Source organism: Ruegeria sp. C11 (assembly GCF_056537725.1).
Genome location: NZ_JBQFSB010000004.1, coordinates 97,397 through 115,416, shown reverse-complemented (window position 1 = coordinate 115,416; position 18,020 = coordinate 97,397). Strand labels below are relative to the sequence as shown.

Annotated in this window: 12 protein-coding genes; 6 read left to right on the top strand and 6 right to left on the bottom strand. The window is 60.1% G+C overall.

Annotation, left to right across the window (positions count from 1 at the left end; all coding sequences use genetic code 11):
* Positions 1-22: 22 nt before the first annotated feature.
* The 4 genes from ACR0NA_RS09200 to ACR0NA_RS09185 all read right to left on the bottom strand — a co-directional run bounded on the left by ACR0NA_RS09200 (position 23) and on the right by ACR0NA_RS09185 (position 3,854).
* Positions 23-673, bottom strand: a complete 651-nt coding sequence (locus ACR0NA_RS09200; protein ID WP_170653600.1) for a queuosine precursor transporter — start codon at positions 671-673, stop codon at positions 23-25.
* 96 nt (positions 674-769) lie between these two features.
* The gene (locus tag ACR0NA_RS09195) at positions 770-1,654 is read right to left on the bottom strand and encodes an esterase-like activity of phytase family protein (RefSeq protein ID WP_480728240.1); all 885 of its coding nucleotides are present in this window, start codon (positions 1,652-1,654) and stop codon (positions 770-772) included.
* Complete coding sequence (gene mepA, locus ACR0NA_RS09190) at positions 1,627-2,490, bottom strand: penicillin-insensitive murein endopeptidase (RefSeq protein ID WP_480728236.1); 864 nt, start codon at positions 2,488-2,490, stop codon at positions 1,627-1,629. The genes ACR0NA_RS09195 and mepA overlap by 28 nt, the downstream gene beginning before the upstream one ends.
* A complete protein-coding gene (locus tag ACR0NA_RS09185) occupies positions 2,487-3,854 on the bottom strand; it encodes an MFS transporter (RefSeq protein WP_480728235.1) in 1,368 nt (455 codons plus the stop codon). The genes mepA and ACR0NA_RS09185 overlap by 4 nt, the downstream gene beginning before the upstream one ends.
* A 140-nt stretch (positions 3,855-3,994) precedes the next feature.
* Between ACR0NA_RS09185 and ACR0NA_RS09180 the strand changes: the two genes are divergently transcribed.
* The 3 genes from ACR0NA_RS09180 to yaaA all read left to right on the top strand — a co-directional run bounded on the left by ACR0NA_RS09180 (position 3,995) and on the right by yaaA (position 7,204).
* Positions 3,995-4,282 (top strand): YggT family protein, encoded by a 288-nt coding sequence (locus ACR0NA_RS09180; protein ID WP_170653592.1) that lies wholly within the window; start codon positions 3,995-3,997, stop codon positions 4,280-4,282.
* A gap of 78 nt (positions 4,283-4,360) precedes the next feature.
* Positions 4,361-6,400, top strand: coding sequence for a DNA helicase RecQ (gene recQ, locus ACR0NA_RS09175; RefSeq protein WP_480728232.1), 2,040 nt, complete (start codon positions 4,361-4,363; stop codon positions 6,398-6,400).
* A 33-nt stretch (positions 6,401-6,433) separates the two neighbouring features.
* Complete coding sequence (yaaA, locus tag ACR0NA_RS09170; RefSeq protein ID WP_480728231.1) at positions 6,434-7,204, top strand: peroxide stress protein YaaA; 771 nt, start codon at positions 6,434-6,436, stop codon at positions 7,202-7,204.
* Here the strand turns inward: yaaA and ACR0NA_RS09165 are convergent.
* Positions 7,195-7,656, bottom strand: a complete 462-nt coding sequence (locus ACR0NA_RS09165) for a VOC family protein (RefSeq protein WP_480728229.1) — start codon at positions 7,654-7,656, stop codon at positions 7,195-7,197. The genes yaaA and ACR0NA_RS09165 overlap by 10 nt on opposite strands.
* A 9-nt stretch (positions 7,657-7,665) precedes the next feature.
* A complete protein-coding gene (locus ACR0NA_RS09160) occupies positions 7,666-9,882 on the bottom strand; it encodes a response regulator (protein ID WP_480728228.1) in 2,217 nt (738 codons plus the stop codon).
* 115 nt (positions 9,883-9,997) lie between these two features.
* Here ACR0NA_RS09160 and ACR0NA_RS09155 point away from each other — a divergent pair, with 115 nt between their 5' ends.
* From ACR0NA_RS09155 to pbpC, 3 genes are read left to right on the top strand one after another with little or no spacing between them, the layout of a single operon-like run.
* Entirely contained in the window at positions 9,998-15,424 is a 5,427-nt protein-coding gene (locus ACR0NA_RS09155; protein ID WP_480728226.1) for an alpha-2-macroglobulin family protein, read from the top strand.
* Positions 15,421-15,984: a putative glycolipid-binding domain-containing protein gene (locus ACR0NA_RS09150; RefSeq protein ID WP_480728225.1), complete on the top strand. Its 564-nt coding sequence runs from the start codon at positions 15,421-15,423 to the stop codon at positions 15,982-15,984. Before ACR0NA_RS09155 ends, ACR0NA_RS09150 begins: the two co-directional genes overlap by 4 nt.
* Positions 15,977-18,013 carry a penicillin-binding protein 1C gene (pbpC, locus tag ACR0NA_RS09145; protein WP_480728223.1) on the top strand — a complete coding sequence of 679 codons (2,037 nt, stop codon included), beginning with the start codon at positions 15,977-15,979 and terminating at the stop codon, positions 18,011-18,013. The genes ACR0NA_RS09150 and pbpC overlap by 8 nt, the downstream gene beginning before the upstream one ends.
* Positions 18,014-18,020: the final 7 nt, after the last annotated feature.

The following is an 18,020-nucleotide window of genomic DNA, read 5'->3' as shown; positions in this document are numbered from 1 at the left end:
CTCTGCAGGTGGCCCCATGTATTCAGGCAGTGCTTGTTCTTGGATCCAGCCAAGACACGATGACCCGGAACGGGACAAGCGCGATCAGGGCCAGCGACAGCTTTACCAGCCAGTCGGCAAAGGCCAGCGTGACCCAGAGCGGCGCCATCGGACCGGTCAGCATGAAGGGCACGGGCTCCCACGCCCAGTTGATTGCAGCGTCCGCGTTGGCCCCAAAGAAGGTAACCGAGGCCGAGAACGCGATGGTGAAGAACAGCGCAGTGTCCAGAGCCGATCCCACAAGGGTCGAGACCAGCGGCGCCCGCCACCAGCGACCACCCCGCAGTGAATTAAAGACGGTCACATCCGTCAGTTGCGCAATCAGGAAAGCGGTGCCCGATGCGACCGCGATCCGCAGTGGCACGGCGGCATAGGTGAAACCGTCGCCCTGCAGCATGATCTGGCTGCCGATCAGCGAACAGACGATGCCGGTCACGAAACCGGCAAATACGACCTTGCGGGCCGGACCCACGCCATAGACGCGGTTCATGATATCCGTAACGAGGAAAGCCAGAGGATAGGTAAAGGCGCCCCATGTCAGGAGGCCATCAAGGATCAGGAACTGAACCAGTATGTTCGAGGCCACCACAATGGCGGCCATGGCAATAATGCCGGGAATGTAAGCGCGTTGCATGTTTTGATGCCCGTTTTGACAAGGTAGCGGCGACTTGGCCAAGGGCACCGCCCAAGGCAAGCCGCGCTTCTAGCGGGTCAAAACGCATTTGGCAAGTCAGTCAGGTAAAGCGTATTCCACAAGCTCCGTTCGTTGCAGGAACAGGAAATTATCATCAGACACCATCGTCGCCCTCAGCCCGTTTTGGCCATCGCGCCAAACAGACAGACCTTCAAGATTGTCATGGGTGCGGGCCGAGGTTTCAAACAGGATCTCTTCGGCAAAGACATCATCCTCGTCTACCTGCCACCTACGCAATCGCGATCTGAAACCAAACAGGGAAACCGCGCGCTCCAGCACATAGAGCCGGCCGTCCGGGCCGAAATCGGACGCGACCGGGCGAAACCTGCCCCGCTGTGTGAGAGTGAAAGGCATGGACCATGCCGAACCGTCCCAGCGATAGACGGGAATGTGGCCGTCTGCCGTTCTGCTTTTTTCGGTCAGGGTATACAGCCTGCCCTGCCCGTCGATTGCCAGCGCTTCGAACGATCCGTTGTCCTCAAAAGTCCTGAACACCGGGGGACGTGGCAGAACCCGGGCCCGCGCGTCAGGCTGGGCATAGTGCGCCACCCTGTGTACGCCTTCGAACGAGATGTAGAAATCGCCGTTGTCACCGGCGGCAAGCCCTTCGGAATCCCCGGTCCATCCCGGCAGAATACGGTTGCGGCTGGATCGGACGGGCCAGACGTCATCTATTCTGACCTCTCGAATATTGCCGCCCGAGCGAATTATTCGCGCCGTCGCAAGTTTTGCGCGGTCGCTCAGAATGACCATGCTTTGCCCGTCATCTGAAAGCGTCAGGGCGGAAAAACCGCCAAACCAGTCGGCGTCGTGTTGCCACGTGAAGCTGTTCAGATGCGTGGCTGTCCTGACCTCAACCGCGCTTGCGGCAGCGGCCAGAAACAGCGCTGGGATCAGTTGGATTGCAGCACTGAAGCGCATTGATTGGGCAAATCTGCCATTACATACTCGCGACGCTTTTTGGGCGCTGGTGCGTTCGGATCAGGCGGCGGCGGGTTCAGAATGTTGCGGACCCATTGCTGCGCCTCGGCACAGCCATCGCCTTTGGGCGGCGGGTCCTGATTGACGCAGCCGCGCGACCCTTTGGGGCACTTCAGTCGGACATGGAAATGATAGTGATGGCCCCACCACGGTCTGATCTTGCGCAGATAAGCCCGGTTACCTTTTTCATCGTTGCACATCTGAACCTTGGCACCGGGGAATACAAAGATACGCGCGACCCGTTTGTCTTTGGCCGCTTCGCGCAGGATGGCGTGGTGCTGCGACGACCAGTTGCCGTTTACATAAGCCCCATTGGAGCGGCGCAGAGATACTGAGGAGATATTCTCGCGCGATTTACGAGATAGGCGCAAATTGTCAGCCGGCAGCATCCAGATATCGATGTCCAGACCCAGTTGATGGCTGCGGTGCCCTGAAGTCATCGGCCCGCCACGTGGCTGGCTGATATCGCCGATATAGAGACCACTCCACCCCGGTTGTTTTGCGGCAAAGCCGCTCAGGTCCTGAATATAGTCGATCGCCTGGGGGTGCCCCCAGTTGCGATTGCGCGACAGACGCATGGCCTGCCATGTCGGGCCGGTTTCAGGCAACTGCACAGACCCAGCAGCACACCCAAGGGAATAGCTGCCGAAAGCGGCGGGTTTCTGCCGGGAGCTTACCTTCTGCGCCCCGAACAACTGTTTCGCAAGGGGCTCGGCGCTTACCGCACTCCCCAGAAACAAAACGGCGGCGAAAGTCAAAAAACGTAATAAAATCATCCGGTCTGGTCCCCTTCCGGTCTGACCCAGCGCATCAGGAACAGGCCCAGAATAAACAACAGAACGATCGGAGACACCCCCAAACGTGCACTGCCGGTGGCAACTGTTGCAACGTCGATCAAAAGCGGTGCTGCGAATGCGGTCGCGCGGCCAGACAGGCCATAAAGGCCAAAGCTTTCGACAGGTGTTTTTGGATCGGTATGACGCACCATCATCGAGCGGCTGGCCGATTGCAGAATGCCACCCATGCCCCCGATCAGAACACCGCAGCCAAAGAAGGTCAGATCGGGCAGGTTTGACCCCTCGGGCAGGCCGATGCCGAATATCTGTGTGCGGTCCATCGAAACCACCGTCGTGCAGACCAGAATAAGCACCCAGATCGCAACCAGAATGACCGGTTTAGGGCCATATTTCTTATCCATCTTCCCGCCGATCCAGGCAAAGATGGCCGAGGCCAGCACGCTGACGATCCCAAAGACGCCGATCTTGATGAGATCCCATTCCAGCACCAGACGGGCATAGATGCCGCCAAAGCTATAGAGCCCGTTCAGCGCATCGCGATAGAACATGGACGAACCCAGATAGGCGGCCAGGCTGCCCCGGTGGCGCAACGCCGAAACCGATTTGCCCAAAAGCCGCAGCGCCTCACCCACACTGCCCTTTTTGTTCGTTACGTCGTCGTCGCGAACCCACAGGAAATAGGGCACCATGAACAGGACGAACCACCCGGCTGTGAAGGGGCCGACAAAGCGCGTGCCTTCACGCGCAGCGGCATCCAGACCAAACAACGGATCCATCCCGATCAGGGTCTTGCCGTTCGGCTGCTCGACAAACAACGCAAGCATGATCGCAAGCGACAACAGACCACCGAAATATCCAAACGCAAAGCCCGAGCCCGAGATTTCGCCAACCTCATTCTCATCCCCCAGATCAGGAAGCTGCGAGTTGATGAAGATCAACGCGTATTCCGCACCGACAAAGCCCAGACCGAAGGCGGACAACATCAGCCACATGTTCGATCCGTCCGGCATCGTGTACCACAAGGCCGCAGACCCCACCGCGTACATCACGGAAAACGCAAATATCCACGGAATGCGGCGACCGGTTACGTCAGCCATGGCCCCCAGTAGCGGCGCGCCGAACGCGATGATCAGCCCCGTTATGGTTAGGCAACGCGCCCAGACGCTCTGCGCGTGCGCAGCGGCGGATTGGGCATCCATGCCGGTCTCTGTAAAGTACCCGGCCGCAACCCCCGCGAAATAGGGGCCGAACACAAATGTCACCAGAAGGGTGTGAAAGGGCTGGCTGGCCCAATCGAAAAACCACCATCCCCATATGCGCTTGCGCCTGGAAATCTCTGCCATGACTGCCCCTTGCGTTCTTTTGTGCCATAAGACGGACCTTTGGGCATTTTCGCAAGCATTCTGTTGGCTTCGATGCTGCACGGGCTTGCCCTTTGCCCCTTCGGCGCTTAGGTCTCAGCCAATGTGAAAACGGAGTTCCCATGCTGTCGCTGATCCAAATCCTGCTGCTGATCCTGGATATCGTCTGGTTCTTCATTCTGGCCCACGTGATCATGAGCTGGCTGATCAGCTTTCAGGTACTGAACCTGCATCAGCAATTCGTGGCACAGATATGGTATGGCCTGAACCGCATTCTGGAACCGCTTTATGGCCCCATCCGCCGTATCCTGCCCGCAATGGGCGGTCTGGACCTGACGCCGCTGGTGGTGTTGATCGGTGTCTATGCGCTGCGGATCGTGCTGATCAACAATGCGGTCTATTTCTACTGACCTCTTGTTCACCGATTCTTAGTATGTGATTGTCCTGTCATAAGAGCAGATAAACCTTAAAACAGGGCCACTCCGCACATGTTCGACGCCGCACCGCTGCTGCGAGATGTCTTTGGATTCGACGATTTCCGCCCCGGTCAGGAAGAGATCGTCGATGCCGTCACGCTGGGTGAAAACGTGCTGGCCATCATGCCGACAGGCGGCGGCAAATCCTTGTGTTTTCAACTGCCCGCCCTGTTGCGCGACGGTGTGACGGTGGTGATTTCCCCACTGATCGCCTTGATGCGGGATCAGGTGCGCGGGTTACAAGAGGCAGGCGTCGAGGCAGGCGCGCTGACCTCGGGCAACACGCCCGAAGAAACCGATGCAGTGTGGGAGGCGTTGGAGGCCGGACGGCTGAAACTGCTTTATATGGCGCCTGAACGGCTGGCTGCCGGGTCTGCACTTGGCATGCTGCGGCGGATCAATGTCAGCCTGATCGCGGTGGACGAGGCCCATTGCGTCAGCCAGTGGGGTCACGATTTCCGCCCGGATTACCTGCGGATCGGAGAGCTGCGGCGCGCGTTGGACGTGCCTTTGGCCGCGTTCACCGCCACGGCGGACGCGGAAACGCAGGACGAGATTGTCGAGAAACTGTTCGACGGCACCGCACCGCGCAAATTTCTGCGTGGCTTTGACCGTCCCAACATACATCTCGCTTTTGCCGCCAAAGACGGTCCGCGCAAACAAGTCCTCGATTTTGCCGAGGCGCGGAAGGGCCAGTCCGGCATTGTCTATTGCGGCACCCGCAACAAGACCGAGGTATTGGCCCAGGCCCTGCGCGCCGAAGGCCACACCGCCTGCCACTACCATGGCGGGATGGAGGCCGAGGATCGCCGCATCGTCGAAACCCGTTTTGCTCGTGAGGATGGGCTGATCGTGGTTGCCACCGTCGCGTTCGGCATGGGCATCGACAAACCCGATATCCGCTGGGTCGCCCATGCGGACCTGCCCAAATCCATCGAGGCCTATTATCAGGAAATCGGTCGCGCTGGCCGCGATGGCGGCCCTGCCGAGACTCTGACCCTCTTCGGCCCCGACGATATCCGTCTGCGACGATCGCAGATCGACGAAGGGCTCGCTCCGCCCGAACGACGCATGGCCGATCACGCGCGGCTGAACGCCCTGCTGGGTCTGGCCGAGGCGTTGGTATGCCGCCGCCAGACTCTGTTGGGCTACTTCGGAGAACAGATCGAACCCTGCGGGAAATGCGATCTGTGCGATACACCACCCGAGGTGTTCGACGGCACCACGCCAGTTCGCATGGCCCTGTCCGCGATCCTGCGTACCGAAGAATGGTTCGGCACGGGTCATCTGATCGACATCCTTTTGGGCAACGAGACCGACAAGATCCGCGCGCGTCGCCACGACAACCTGTCAACCTATGGCATCGGCAAAGACTGGTCGCGCCCGCAATGGCAGGCGATTTTTCGTCAGATGATGGGCCATGATCTGGTCCGTCCCGATCCCGAACGCCACGGTGCCCTGCGCATGACCGAAGCGGCCAAGCCGATCCTGAAAGGTGAGGCACAGATCGACCTGCGCAAGGATACGATCCGCAAGGCCACTCGTCGCCCCGCCGTCAAGATGATGGTGTCGGAAGAGGACGCGCCCCTGCTGTCCGCGCTCAAGGCCAAACGCCGTGCTCTGGCCGAGGCCGCGCGTGTTCCGGCTTATGTCATCTTTCCCGACCGCACCCTGATCGAGATGGCGGAAAGCCGCCCCGGCACCTTGGATGATATGGCCCGGATCGGCGGAGTTGGCGCGAAGAAACTGGAACGCTATGGCACGACTTTCCTTGAGGTTCTGACCGGCGCCGTCGAAGAATTGCACCCTGCCCGCCGTAAACTGGCCGGTCGCGATCAGGGCGGTATCTATGACCGCCTGCTCGAGGTTCAGACGCAGCTGTCGCGCGGGCCCGATGGCATCGACAAGCCGCTGACCTGTTCCGCCTCACAACTGGCCAGGATCGCGCAATTGCGGCCTGAAGATTCGCGCGGGATAGAACAGGTGCTGGGCGACCGGCGTCACGAAAGGTTTGGTGCCGCGTTTCTGGACGTGCTGCGGGATGCGGGCTAGATACGGCCAATCAGGCAAGGAACGAGGACGGATATGCTGGTAGTGATTTCCCCGGCCAAGCGGCTGGACTGGGCAGAGCGGGACGTCGAGGTCACGCAGCCGGACTTTCAGAATGATGCGATCCGCCTGTCAAAAACCGCACGCAACCTGACTCTCGGTGATCTGAAGAAACTGATGGATCTCAGCGATGATCTGGCCCGCCTGAATCGGGACCGGTACCGCGCCTTTTCCGATACTCCTGCAGCAGATGTGACCCGCCCTGCCGCACTGGCTTTTGCCGGTGACACCTATCAGGGGCTAGAGGCCGCTTCGCTGGATAGCGATGAAATGGGATGGGCACAGGATCACCTGCGCATTCTGTCCGGGCTTTATGGCGTGTTGCGCCCGCTGGACGCCATTCAGGCCTATCGGCTTGAGATGGGCAGCAAGCTGAAGACCCGGCGCGGCAAGAACCTGTATGAATACTGGCGCGACCAGCTGAGCAAGACCCTGAACGCGCAAGGTGAAGTGATCGGGTCAGGTGTTCTGGTGAACTGTGCCAGTCAGGAATATTTCGGCGCAGTAGACCCTAAAGCGCTGAAACTGCGGGTGATCACCCCGGTCTTCATGGAAGACAAAGGCGGCACCCCCAAGATCGTCAGTTTTTTTGCCAAGAAGGCACGCGGTGCCATGGCCCGCTATATCATTCAGCACCGATTGACCGATCACAACGGGTTGCTGGATTTCGACACCGGTGGCTATGAATATCGCCCGGACCTATCGGAAAAGGACAAGCCCGTTTTCCTGCGCCCCTATCAGGCCTGATCCAGCATCGAAGGGTCATAGGCGACCAACTCGACCGTGTTGCCCTCGGGATCTTCGGTGAAAATACCGCGCCATCCGATCCAGCCGAATTGTTCGATGCGATAGGGCTGGCCAAGTTTGTCATACCAGCGCATCACCGCCTCCTGCTCGGCAAACGGCAGGGACAGCGCGATGTGGTGCAGTGATGACCCTGCCCCCGTCGCGGGCCGTTCCGCGCCGGTTGGATGCAGGCCGGAGCGTGGCGCAGCCTTGTGGTGAAACAGGGCCAACACCTGCGTATGCCCGCCGAACCCTTCGGCGATGCGAAAAAAGGTGATGGCACTGTTGTGATCGCCGGTCAGACGCTCCAACCCGATAACATTCTCATAAAACTCCACCATCGCGCCCATATCGGCGCAGCGAATGGCAATCTCGCCCAGCGCGCGAGGCCGAAACCCTTTTTGATCTGACATGTGGCGAAACTACAGCGCCGGCTCATCCTCATCAACAACAGGGAACACACCCGCAGGGCAGTGTGTGCGGATCGCCTGATGGATCAGCTGTTTGTGCAGCGGCTTTGTCAGATAGTGATCCAGCCCTGCGGCCAATATCCCCTGATCATCCCCCGCCATCGCATGAGCGGTCAGAGCAATGATCGGCACGTGCCGGTCTGTTCCGACCTCTGTCGCCCGAATTTCGGCCGTTGCCTGTTTTCCGTCCATCTGCGGCATGGAAATATCCATAAAGATCAGATCCGGGGTAAAGTCTGAACAGGCCTTAACCGCCTCTAGCCCGTTTGCGGCGAATTGCAGATCAATGTTCAGGTCCTTGGTCATCTTTTTCAGGATCAGTTGATTGGTGCGATTGTCTTCGGCCGCCAGAACGCGCATGCGCCGTTGTCCGCCCTGCGTTGCGCCGGATTTACCCGTGTCAGGCATGCTATTCTGTTCAGTATTCCTTTCCACAAAAACCGGATCACCGAGAGCTACCAGCCGTGAAAACAGCTCGGCCCGGGGAAGCGGTTTTTGCAGCACACCCTGAATAAGCGCGCGCGCAGGATCGGCCTGCACCAACCCCGGATTGGCGGACATCAATACTACGGGCACGTCCTGCCACCCCTTTTCACGCAGGGACAGGGCCAGTTCCAGCCCGTCCATATCCGGCAGGTCGTGGTCGCAAAGGATTAGATCGACCGAGCCATCAAGCCGTTCCAACGCCTCGGTCCCGGTTTCGCACACCGTCACCCGGGAACCCAGACGCCCTAGTTGTTTCATCAGGATCGCCCGGTTGACGGCCAGATCGTCCACCACCATCACGTGCTGCAACCTGTCCGCAAGATCGGGGGGCGCGGGCTGTGGCCCGTCCGTGGTCGGCAGCGTGACGCGAAAGCCAAAGCAGGACCCGCGCCTTTCTTCGCTTTCCACCCAGACCGTCCCCCCCATCATCGAAATCAAGCGCTTCGAGATCGCCAACCCCAGCCCCGTGCCTTCGAACTGGCGGTTGCGCTCGCCTTCGACCTGATTGAATTCGCCAAAGATGTGGTCGATCTTGTCCGGCGCGATCCCGATACCTGTATCTTCGATTGCTACATGAATGTCGCAGGTTTGGCTGTCCTGATTCGGCACGCCCGTAACCCGGATAAGCACATGCCCTTCGGCGGTGAATTTCACCGCATTTCCCACAAGGTTGGTCAGCACTTGTCGTATCCGGCCCGGATCGCCGACAAATAACGTGGGCAGAAACAGATCATAATCGACAAGCAAAGTCAGCCCCTTGTCCCGCACGCAGGGCTGCAACAGCATCGCCACCTCGTGAATGCAGCGTTCCAGATCGAATTCTTCGGTGTGCAGCAGCAGCTTGTCCGCCTCGATCTTGGAATAGTCCAGAACGTCGTTGATGATGACCAGCAGCGCCTCACCCGAATTCCGGATCGTGTTGACATATAGCCGCTGCTCTTCATCCAATGGCGTTTCAATCAGCAATTCACTCATCCCGACGATGCCATTCATGGGCGTCCGGATTTCGTGGCTCATGTTGGCCAGAAAGGCGGATTTCGCGCGATTGGCCGCCTCGGCCCGGTCCCGCGCGCCCTGCAATTCAGCCTCATGCCGGACCGAAGCCGTGATGTTCAACGCAAGGCTGACGACATCGCCCCCCTGCCCCCGCTGATCTATCAGTCGGATATACTGGCCATTCCACAACTGGATCACGATCGGCTCGGGGTTTGACCGGCCCCAGCGTTTCTGCATTCTGGCGCGCCAGTCGGCACCCGGTTCCGGCCCCGTATCGACAATCCCTTCGTCCGTCATGATTTCCAGCAGGCGCAGGTATGAGACACCTGGCGCGACCTCGCTTAGCCCTTCGAATACGCTCAGGTAGGCTGCGTTCGCGCCAATCAGTGTGTTTTCACCATCGAAAAACGCGAACCCGTCATGAATGGTCTGGATGGAGTGCCAAAGACGGCGCTCTGCCACCTCGATCTTGGCGTTGGCCACTGTCAGGTCCGATTTGACCTTTTCGTTTTCATCCCGAACTGTCGCCACCTCGGCCTGCGTTTCGCCGATCTGTCGTGTCAGGGCAATCGCGTGGCGGCCAAGTTTGCGGTTTGCGGCAGACAGTTCAGCCTGTTTCTGTTCCAGCAATCTTTCGGCGGCCAAACGCGCGCGCCGTTCCTGGGCAAGTTTTTCGGCAAGGCTCATGATCTGGGTCTCCGGGCGGTTCTTCCGCAGCATCCGCCGAGACGATGAAAAAGAGTTTAAGTCGTTGCATTGTAAAGCGGCCTCATGCGACCCTTTCGTCAAACAGGAGGTCGTGATGCGTCGCTTCGTATTTTCCGCAATACCTTTGATTATATCGCTTTTTTTCCCGATCACCGCCGTTCACGCGCAATCGGCGGTTCCGGAGTTCCGCTATGTCGGCACGCGGGATGCCGATTTTTACGGGTCAGATCTGGATGCTCTGTTCGATACGGATCTGAAATCCTGCATCCGAGCCTGCTCGGCAAACCGTAACTGTGCGGCATTTACCTTTAACACTCGGTCGAATGCGTGTTTTCCCAAAAGCGGAGTGAATCGGCAGGAACCTTATGAAGGGGCGATATCCGCGCAAAAGATCGTGGCCGATGCCCGGACACTGGAGCGTTCAAAATCCCGGGCCGGGGATCTGGAGTTTCTGAAACCCGCCGATCTGAAACAGGCCTATCAACAGGCCCGGGATCTGGGGCTGCGTCATCTGGCGGGCGGACTGGATTTGGATGCAATTCTTGGGGCGGCACAAGCCGCCTCGACCCCCGATCAGGCCATGCGGTGGACCGGCGCTGCTGTGTCGCTTGATGACAGGTCCGATCTGTGGACCGAATACGCCCGGCTGCTGCTATCCATTCAGACCAATGACTGGACCCGAAAGCGCACGCTGCGCGCGCGGGCGCTGAGTGCGGCAATCAACGGTTATCTGCGGTCAGACTCTGCAGGCGCGCAGGTCAGCGCACTGATGACGCTTGCAGATGCGCTGGAAGAAAACGAACGCGGGCGCGACATGGTTTCGACGCTGCGCATTGCGTCAGAGCTTCAGCAGCGGCCGGATGTTCTGGCCGCTCTGGAACGGGCCATTGGCAAATACGGTTTTCGCCTTGTCGACAGCACAGTTGAAAGTGACGCATCCGCCCCCCGCATTTGCGCCGAATTTTCCGAGCCGCTTGTCAAAGCAGGCGTAGATTATGAGCCATTCGTGCGCCTGCCCGACCCGCAGCTGGTGGTGCAGGCTGACGGAAATCAGCTTTGCGTGGATGGTGTCGAACACGGGAAAAGGTATCGTGTCACCTTCCGGCAGGGCCTGCCTGCTGCATCAGGCGAAGCCCTGATCAAAGATGTTGAACTGACCCACTATGTCCGCGACCGCGCCCCGTCGGTCCGGTTTCCGGGGCGGGCCTATGTCCTGCCAAAAGCAGCGGATGCGGCATTGCCTGTGGAATCGGTCAATGTCACGACCCTGGATCTGACATTGCGCCGCGTCAGCGACCGCAATCTGCTGCGCGCCGTGCAGGAGGATTTCTTTGGCCGCCCCCTCAGTAACTGGCAGGAACGGACATTCTCGGACGAAATAGCTCAGGATGTTTGGTCGGGAACCGCCGAAGTTACCTCGGAGTTGAACCGGGACATGACCACGCGTCTGCCGATGGCTGACGCCATTTCGGGACAGCCCGCAGGTATTTACGCCCTGACTGCGCGCGTTCCCGGTGCCGATCCCTATGACAACCCCGGTGCGACGCAATGGTTTGTTTTGTCCGATCTGGGGATCAGTTCGGTTTCCGGTACAGACGGATTGCACGTCACGGTGCGCGGTCTGGCTGATGCGGCGCCGCGTGCCAGAGTGGAGGTTTCGCTTGTGTCCCGCGCCAATGCCGTCATCGGCAGGACCCAGACTGATGCCGAAGGGTATGCCCGGTTTGATCCCGGACTGGCCCGAGGCAAAGGGGCCGGTGCACCAGCCATGATAATTGCGGCGGACGGAGAGGCGGATTTCAACTTTCTGTCACTGACCGATCCGGCCTTCGATCTGTCGGATCGCGGCGTAGAGGGCCGTGCGCCCGCGGGGCCTGTAGATGTATTCATGACAACAGATCGCGGGGCCTATCGCGCCGGAGAAACAATCTATGTGACAGCGCTGTCGCGCGACGATCAGGCCGGGGCCATCGAAAATCTGCCGTTGACTGCAATTCTGCGCCGCCCCGATGGCGTGGAGTATCGCCGGTCGGTATCGGATGGCGGATTTGCCGGAGGCCACGTCTTTGCCCTGCCAGTGGCGGCGGATGTTCCGCGCGGGTCCTGGCAGATCGAGCTGAGATCGGACCCCAAAGGTGACGATCTGGCCCGGCAAACCGTTTTGGTCGAAGACTTCCTGCCGGAACGTATCGACTTTGATCTGGCGCTGCCGGACGCACCGCTAAGGGCCGGAGATACCCCGCCCTTACGCATCGAGGCGAAATATCTGTTTGGCGCCCCCGGCTCGGATCTGACGATTGACGGGCAAGTGATCGTACGGCCTGCCGAGACGGTTTCGGGATATGACGGATATCGATTTGGACGATATGACAGCCCCCTTTCCACCCAAAGCACCCATTTCGGTGGTGACCGCACGGATGCACAGGGTCGCGCGACGATACCGGTCGAAATCCCCCAATTAGAGACTGATGGCAAACCGGTGGAGGCTACGGTAACTGTACGTCTGGCCGACGGGTCCGGCCGACCGGTCGAACGTCAGATAGCGGCTCCGGTCCTTCCCTCAGCGCCCGTAATCGGGATCAAACCGATGTTCGAGGATGTCGTGGGTGAAGGGTCCGAGGCACGGTTTCAGATCATCGCCCTGTCCCCCGAGATGACCCCAGCGCCAATGCAGGTGCGCTGGACGCTGAACCGGTTGGAAACGCGGTATCAATGGTATCAGCTTCACGGCAACTGGAATTGGGAACCCACAACCCGACGGTCGCGCGTCGCCACCGGAGAATCGCAGTTGGGGTCCGACCCGCTGACCTTAGGCCAACCAGTTGACTGGGGCCGGTATGAACTGGTGGTGCAGCGCATCGATGGCGACTACGCCGAAGCCGCGGTGGATTTCTATGCGGGCTGGTACCGGTCGGCGGATGCGTCAACCACACCCGACCGGCTGGAAATGTCGTTGGACCGGGACAGCTACCGTCCCGGTGACACCGCGCAATTGCGGATCGTGCCGCGCGTGGCCGGGGTGGCTCAGATCGACGTGATGTCCAACAGGTTGATCGAACGCCGGATGGTCGAAGTCCCCGAGGGCGAAACCGTCATACCGCTGAATGTCACAGATGAATGGGGCGCGGGCGCATATGTCGCCGCGACTGTAATCCGTCCGATGGTTGTGTCCGCAGGCCAGAACCCATCGCGGGCACTGGGCCTTTCTCATGCCTCGGTCGAGCCGGTCGGGCGCAAACTGTCTGTGGCCATTGACGTGCCCGAAATCAGCAAACCAAGACAAACCGAAAAGGCCCGTATCACTGTCGAAGATGCCAAAGAAGGGGAACAGGTATGGCTGACCCTTGCGGCCGTTGATGTCGGCATCCTGAATCTGACCGGGTTCGAAAGCCCGGACCCGACCGGCTACTATTTTGGGCAGCGTAGACTCGGGGTCGAATTGCGGGATGTTTATGGCCGTTTGATCGACGGAATGAACGGTGCATTGGGTATCGTGCGTTCGGGCGGGGACAATGACAACGGCATGCGGATGCAGTCACCTCCACCAACGCAGGATCTGATGGCCGTGTTCAGCGGGCCGGTTCAGGTCGATGCTGACGGAGAGGCCATCGTCGATATCCCGCTACCTGCTTTTAACGGCACTGTGCGGCTGATGGTTGTCGCTTGGTCCAGATCAGCACTTGGTCAGGCCGAGGCTGAAATGATCGTGCGCGATCCGGTTGTCGTCACGGCCAGTCTACCCCGGTTTCTTGCACCTGGTGATGAAAGCCGGATGTTGCTAGAAATCGTCCACGCCGACGGGCCAACAGGCGACATGGGCCTGACCCTGACAGCGCCGGACACCCTGACACTGGGTGAGGTTACGGCATCGTTTACCCTGACTGACGGCGGCAAGATCACATACGAGGTTCCCGTACGCGCCAACACGCTGGGCGACCCCGAAATCACCGTGGCGTTGAAAACGCCGGATGGACAGGATCTGAGGCAATCTCTGCGTCTCCCGGTCCGGTCAAACGATCCAGTTGTGGCTCTAACACGACGGTTTTCGCTGGGTTCTGGCGACAGCTTTCTGTTCTCATCCGATGTGTTTGACGGTTTCCGGCCCGGATCGGCCAGGGCAATTCTGTCCGCGGGTCCCTTGGCCAAGCTCGACGCGCCAGGACTGTTGGACAGGCTGAACCGTTATCCTTATGGCTGCACTGAACAGATCACGAGCAAGGCCTTGCCGCTGCTGTATCTGTCCTCGGTCGCGCAAAGCTGGGGCCTTGGCGAAGGATCAGTCGCCGACAAAAGGGTCAGTGACTCGATCCGGAGCATTCTGGCGCGGCAAGCCCCGAACGGTGCGTTTGGGCTGTGGCGGGCCGAAAGCGGGGATTTCTGGCTGGATGCCTATGTCAGCGATTTCCTGTCGCGGGCACGGGCGCAGGGTCACGCGGTTCCGGACGGGGCTTTTGCACAGGCGATGGACAATCTGCGCAATCATATCAACTATGCCCCGGATTTTGACACCGGAGGACGCGACATTGCTTATGCCCTGATGGTGTTGGCGCGCGAAGGTGCCGCGTCGATGGGCGATCTGCGCTACTATGCCGACGTCAAAGGAGGGGCCTTTGACACTCCGCTTGCGGCGGCCCAGCTTGGCGCGGCATTGGCCTCTTACGGGGATCAGACGCGGGCAGACGCGATGTTCGCCCGGGCCGCCCGGATGATTGGCGCGGAAAACTCACAACAGGCATCGATCTGGCGCGCGGACTACGGAACCTCTCTGCGCGATGCAGCCGGGGTGCTTGCACTGGCTACCGGTGCAGGCAGCGCCGTAGTGGATCGCGATGCTCTGGTGCAGCGGATCAGTACACCGCGCGATTATCTCTCAACGCAGGAAGCTGCGTGGTCCCTGCTGGCCGCGCATTCGCTAATCGCGACGCCTGAACAGTCGGGGCTGCGCGTGAATGGTGCTGTGGTCGAGGGGCCGTTTGTGCAGGTGCTGGAAAGTAACGCGAACAAAGAACTGAATATCACCAGCGCCAGCAATCATAGCACCGATATTACCCTGACGGTCACCGGTGTACCCGAAGTTGCCCCAGGCGCGGGCGGAACCGGTTACGCCATTGAACGGCAGTATTACTCGATGGATGGCGAACCGCTGGATCGCCGGGATTTTGCCGTTGGGGAACGATTTGTCACGGTGATCACCGTAAAGCCCTTTGAAAACGGTGGTGCGCGGTTGATGGTAGATGATCCGTTGCCTGCCGGGATCGAGATAGACAATCCCAGCCTGTTGCGCTCGGGCGACGTACGCACGCTCGACTGGCTTGATTTGTCCGAAGCCACCCATGCCGAATTCCGAACCGACCGGTTTCTTGCTGCAGTGGATATACGGGAGCGCAGGACCGTGACCCTTGCCTATGTCGCCCGAGCGGTCACACCGGGCAACTTCCACCACCCGGCGGCGTCGGTCGAGGATATGTATCGCCCGCAAAACCGCGCCCGGACGGATACCGGGCGGGTGATTGTCCGATGACCGGCCGGACGGCCATCGCAACAGCGCACTGGCGGCGGTTGGATAAGGAGGGAACGGATCGTTGCACCTTGTCACGGTTGAATAATGGCTGGATGCTGGTCGGCCAGGCGATCTGGCATGATGGGAAGGCCGACGCCAGCCTGACTTATGATATTCGCTGCGATCCAGGCTGGGCCAGTCTTTCGGCAGATATCGGCGGCGAGGTTGACGGCCAGGAACTTTCCCTGCGGCTGCATCTCGCCGAAGACGGCTGGTATCTGAACGGCGATTTGCAGGAGGGAACAGCCGGTTGCATTGATCTGGACCTGAGCTTCACGCCCTCGACCAACCTTCTGCCTTTGCGACGCCTGCCATTGAAAGTCGATCAATCTGCGCATGTCTGCGCAGCGTGGCTAAAGCCGGATTTCGCTACAATCGGGCCTTTGGAGCAGACCTACACCAGCCTTGGCCCTGACCATGTTCAGTATGAGTCGCCAGCCTTCTCGGCTGAGTTGAGGGTACACGAGTCCGGTTTCGTTACCCGTTATCCAGGCTTGTGGGAGGGATGGGTCGATGCCTAAACCCGGCCATCTGTTCCTTGGCCTTGCCTTCGGGCTTTTTTGCGCCGCGTCCTTGCGCGACGCAGGTGATCGCTGGATCGACGCCACCGTACTGCCCCCGGTTTTGACCGAAACCTCGACCGAAATACGCGACCGCAACGGGGCACTGTTGCGCGCCTACCCAGTCGGGGATGGCATCTGGCGGCTGACGCCCGGCCATGTGGATCGCGGCTATGTAGACATGCTTGTCCGGTACGAGGACAAACGGTTCTGGTCGCATTCCGGTGTGGACCCGATTGCCCTTGTCCGTGCTTTTGGGCAGGCAATCCTGAACGGGCGCACCGTTTCAGGTGGCTCGACCCTGACCATGCAGGTCGCGCGGCTGCTGGAGGATGGATCGACCGGGCGCTGGAAAGGCAAATTACGCCAGATCAGAGTCGCATATGCGCTTGAGCGACGCCTGAGCAAAGACGAAATTCTGGCGCTGTATCTCACCCATGCGCCCTATGGCGGAAACCTTGAAGGTATCCGCGCGGCCACGCGGTCATGGTTCGGGAAAGAGCCGCGCCGCCTTACGCACGCGCAATCGGCCTTGCTTGTTGCCCTGCCTCAGTCACCCGAAGCACGGCGCCCGGACCGTCACGCGGATGAAGCGCGCAATGCGCGGGATCGCGTTCTGCAACGGGTGCAACGACAAGGTGTCCTGACCGAAGCGCAGGCATCGGCAGCGATGGCCGAACCGGTTCCTGGAAAGATGCGCCCGTTTCCCCGTCTGGCCCCACATCTGACGGATCGGATAACAAAACTGACGCCGGAAGCATCGGTTCACGACCTGACATTGGATGCCGGATTGCAGGCCCGTCTGGAGCCACTTGTCTCGCAAGCCGCGAGGTTGGTGGGTCCACGTGTTTCGGGTGCACTGATCGTAGCCGACCACCAGAGCGGAGATATCCTCGCCTCGGTCGGCTCTGCCGGATACGAAGATGAACGGCAGGGTTTTGTCGATATGACGATGGCCTTGCGGTCGCCCGGCTCAACCCTCAAACCGTTGGTCTATGGTCTGGCATTCGATCAGGGGCTGGCGCATCCCGAAACCCTGATCAGCGACAGCCCGGTTATGTTCGGCCGCTACGCGCCGCGCAACTTCGACGGCGTTTTTCGCGGTGACGTCAGGGTTCGCGACGCGTTGCAGATGTCGCTTAACATTCCAGTGGTAAGACTGACGCACGAGCTTGGGCCAGCCCGCGTCATGGCTGCGATGAACCGCGCCGGAGCCCGACCGCAATTGACCGGGGGACGCCCCGGGCTCGCCATCTCTTTGGGCGGAATAGGTATCAGCCTTCGGGATCTTGTGCAGCTTTATGCGGGCATTGCAGCCGGTGGAACAGGTCCGGTTCTGCGCCATAGCCTGCTTGAACCCAATGCCGAAACCGCCCGAATTCTGTCCGATGTCGCTGCGTGGCAGGTTGGTGACATTCTATCGGGACTGGCCCCGCCGTCAGGCGCCCCTGCCGGTGTTCTGGCTTACAAGACGGGCACTTCCTATGGGCATCGCGATGCCTGGGCGATCGGATATGACGGGCGACATGTTATCGGCGTGTGGTTGGGCAGGGCCGACGGCACACCGGTCCCCGGTGCATTTGGCGGCGATCTGGCCGCGCCGTTGCTGTTTCATGCCTTCGGTCACCTGAAGCCCGAATTTGACCCGCTTGGCGCACCACCTGCCGCCGCCCTGATCGTGGGTGCAGCAGAGCTGCCGCCACCACTTCAGCGATTTCGCCCGCGCAAAGCCGCGTTTGCCCCAGCCGACAATGCGCCGCAACTGGTATTTCCCCCGGATGGCGCCCGTCTGGCCGCCGGCGGCACACCGCTTACGATCAAGCTGCGGGGCGGCACGGGGCCATTTGCAGTACTGGCGGACGGCAGGCCAGTCACAACGGATCAGCGCCAGCGGGAATTCGACATTCCCAACCCGGGGCGGGGCTACGCGTCGCTGGTGATTGTCGATGCCCGCGGACGATCCGACCGGGTCTCCATCCAGATTGATTAGGGAGGAA

Excerpts from the sequence above, each read along its gene's own strand:
- ACR0NA_RS09200 (WP_170653600.1), bottom strand. The coding sequence starts at position 673 with ATGCAACGCGCTTACATTCCCGGCATTATTGCCATGGCCGCCATTGTG.
- ACR0NA_RS09195 (WP_480728240.1), bottom strand. The coding sequence starts at position 1,654 with ATGCGCTTCAGTGCTGCAATCCAACTGATCCCAGCGCTGTTTCTGGCC.
- mepA (WP_480728236.1), bottom strand. The coding sequence starts at position 2,490 with ATGATTTTATTACGTTTTTTGACTTTCGCCGCCGTTTTGTTTCTGGGG.
- ACR0NA_RS09185 (WP_480728235.1), bottom strand. The coding sequence starts at position 3,854 with ATGGCAGAGATTTCCAGGCGCAAGCGCATATGGGGATGGTGGTTTTTC.
- ACR0NA_RS09180 (WP_170653592.1), top strand. The coding sequence starts at position 3,995 with ATGCTGTCGCTGATCCAAATCCTGCTGCTGATCCTGGATATCGTCTGG.
- recQ (WP_480728232.1), top strand. The coding sequence starts at position 4,361 with ATGTTCGACGCCGCACCGCTGCTGCGAGATGTCTTTGGATTCGACGAT.
- yaaA (WP_480728231.1), top strand. The coding sequence starts at position 6,434 with ATGCTGGTAGTGATTTCCCCGGCCAAGCGGCTGGACTGGGCAGAGCGG.
- ACR0NA_RS09165 (WP_480728229.1), bottom strand. The coding sequence starts at position 7,656 with ATGTCAGATCAAAAAGGGTTTCGGCCTCGCGCGCTGGGCGAGATTGCC.
- ACR0NA_RS09160 (WP_480728228.1), bottom strand. The coding sequence starts at position 9,882 with ATGAGCCTTGCCGAAAAACTTGCCCAGGAACGGCGCGCGCGTTTGGCC.
- ACR0NA_RS09155 (WP_480728226.1), top strand. The coding sequence starts at position 9,998 with ATGCGTCGCTTCGTATTTTCCGCAATACCTTTGATTATATCGCTTTTT.
- ACR0NA_RS09150 (WP_480728225.1), top strand. The coding sequence starts at position 15,421 with ATGACCGGCCGGACGGCCATCGCAACAGCGCACTGGCGGCGGTTGGAT.
- pbpC (WP_480728223.1), top strand. The coding sequence starts at position 15,977 with ATGCCTAAACCCGGCCATCTGTTCCTTGGCCTTGCCTTCGGGCTTTTT.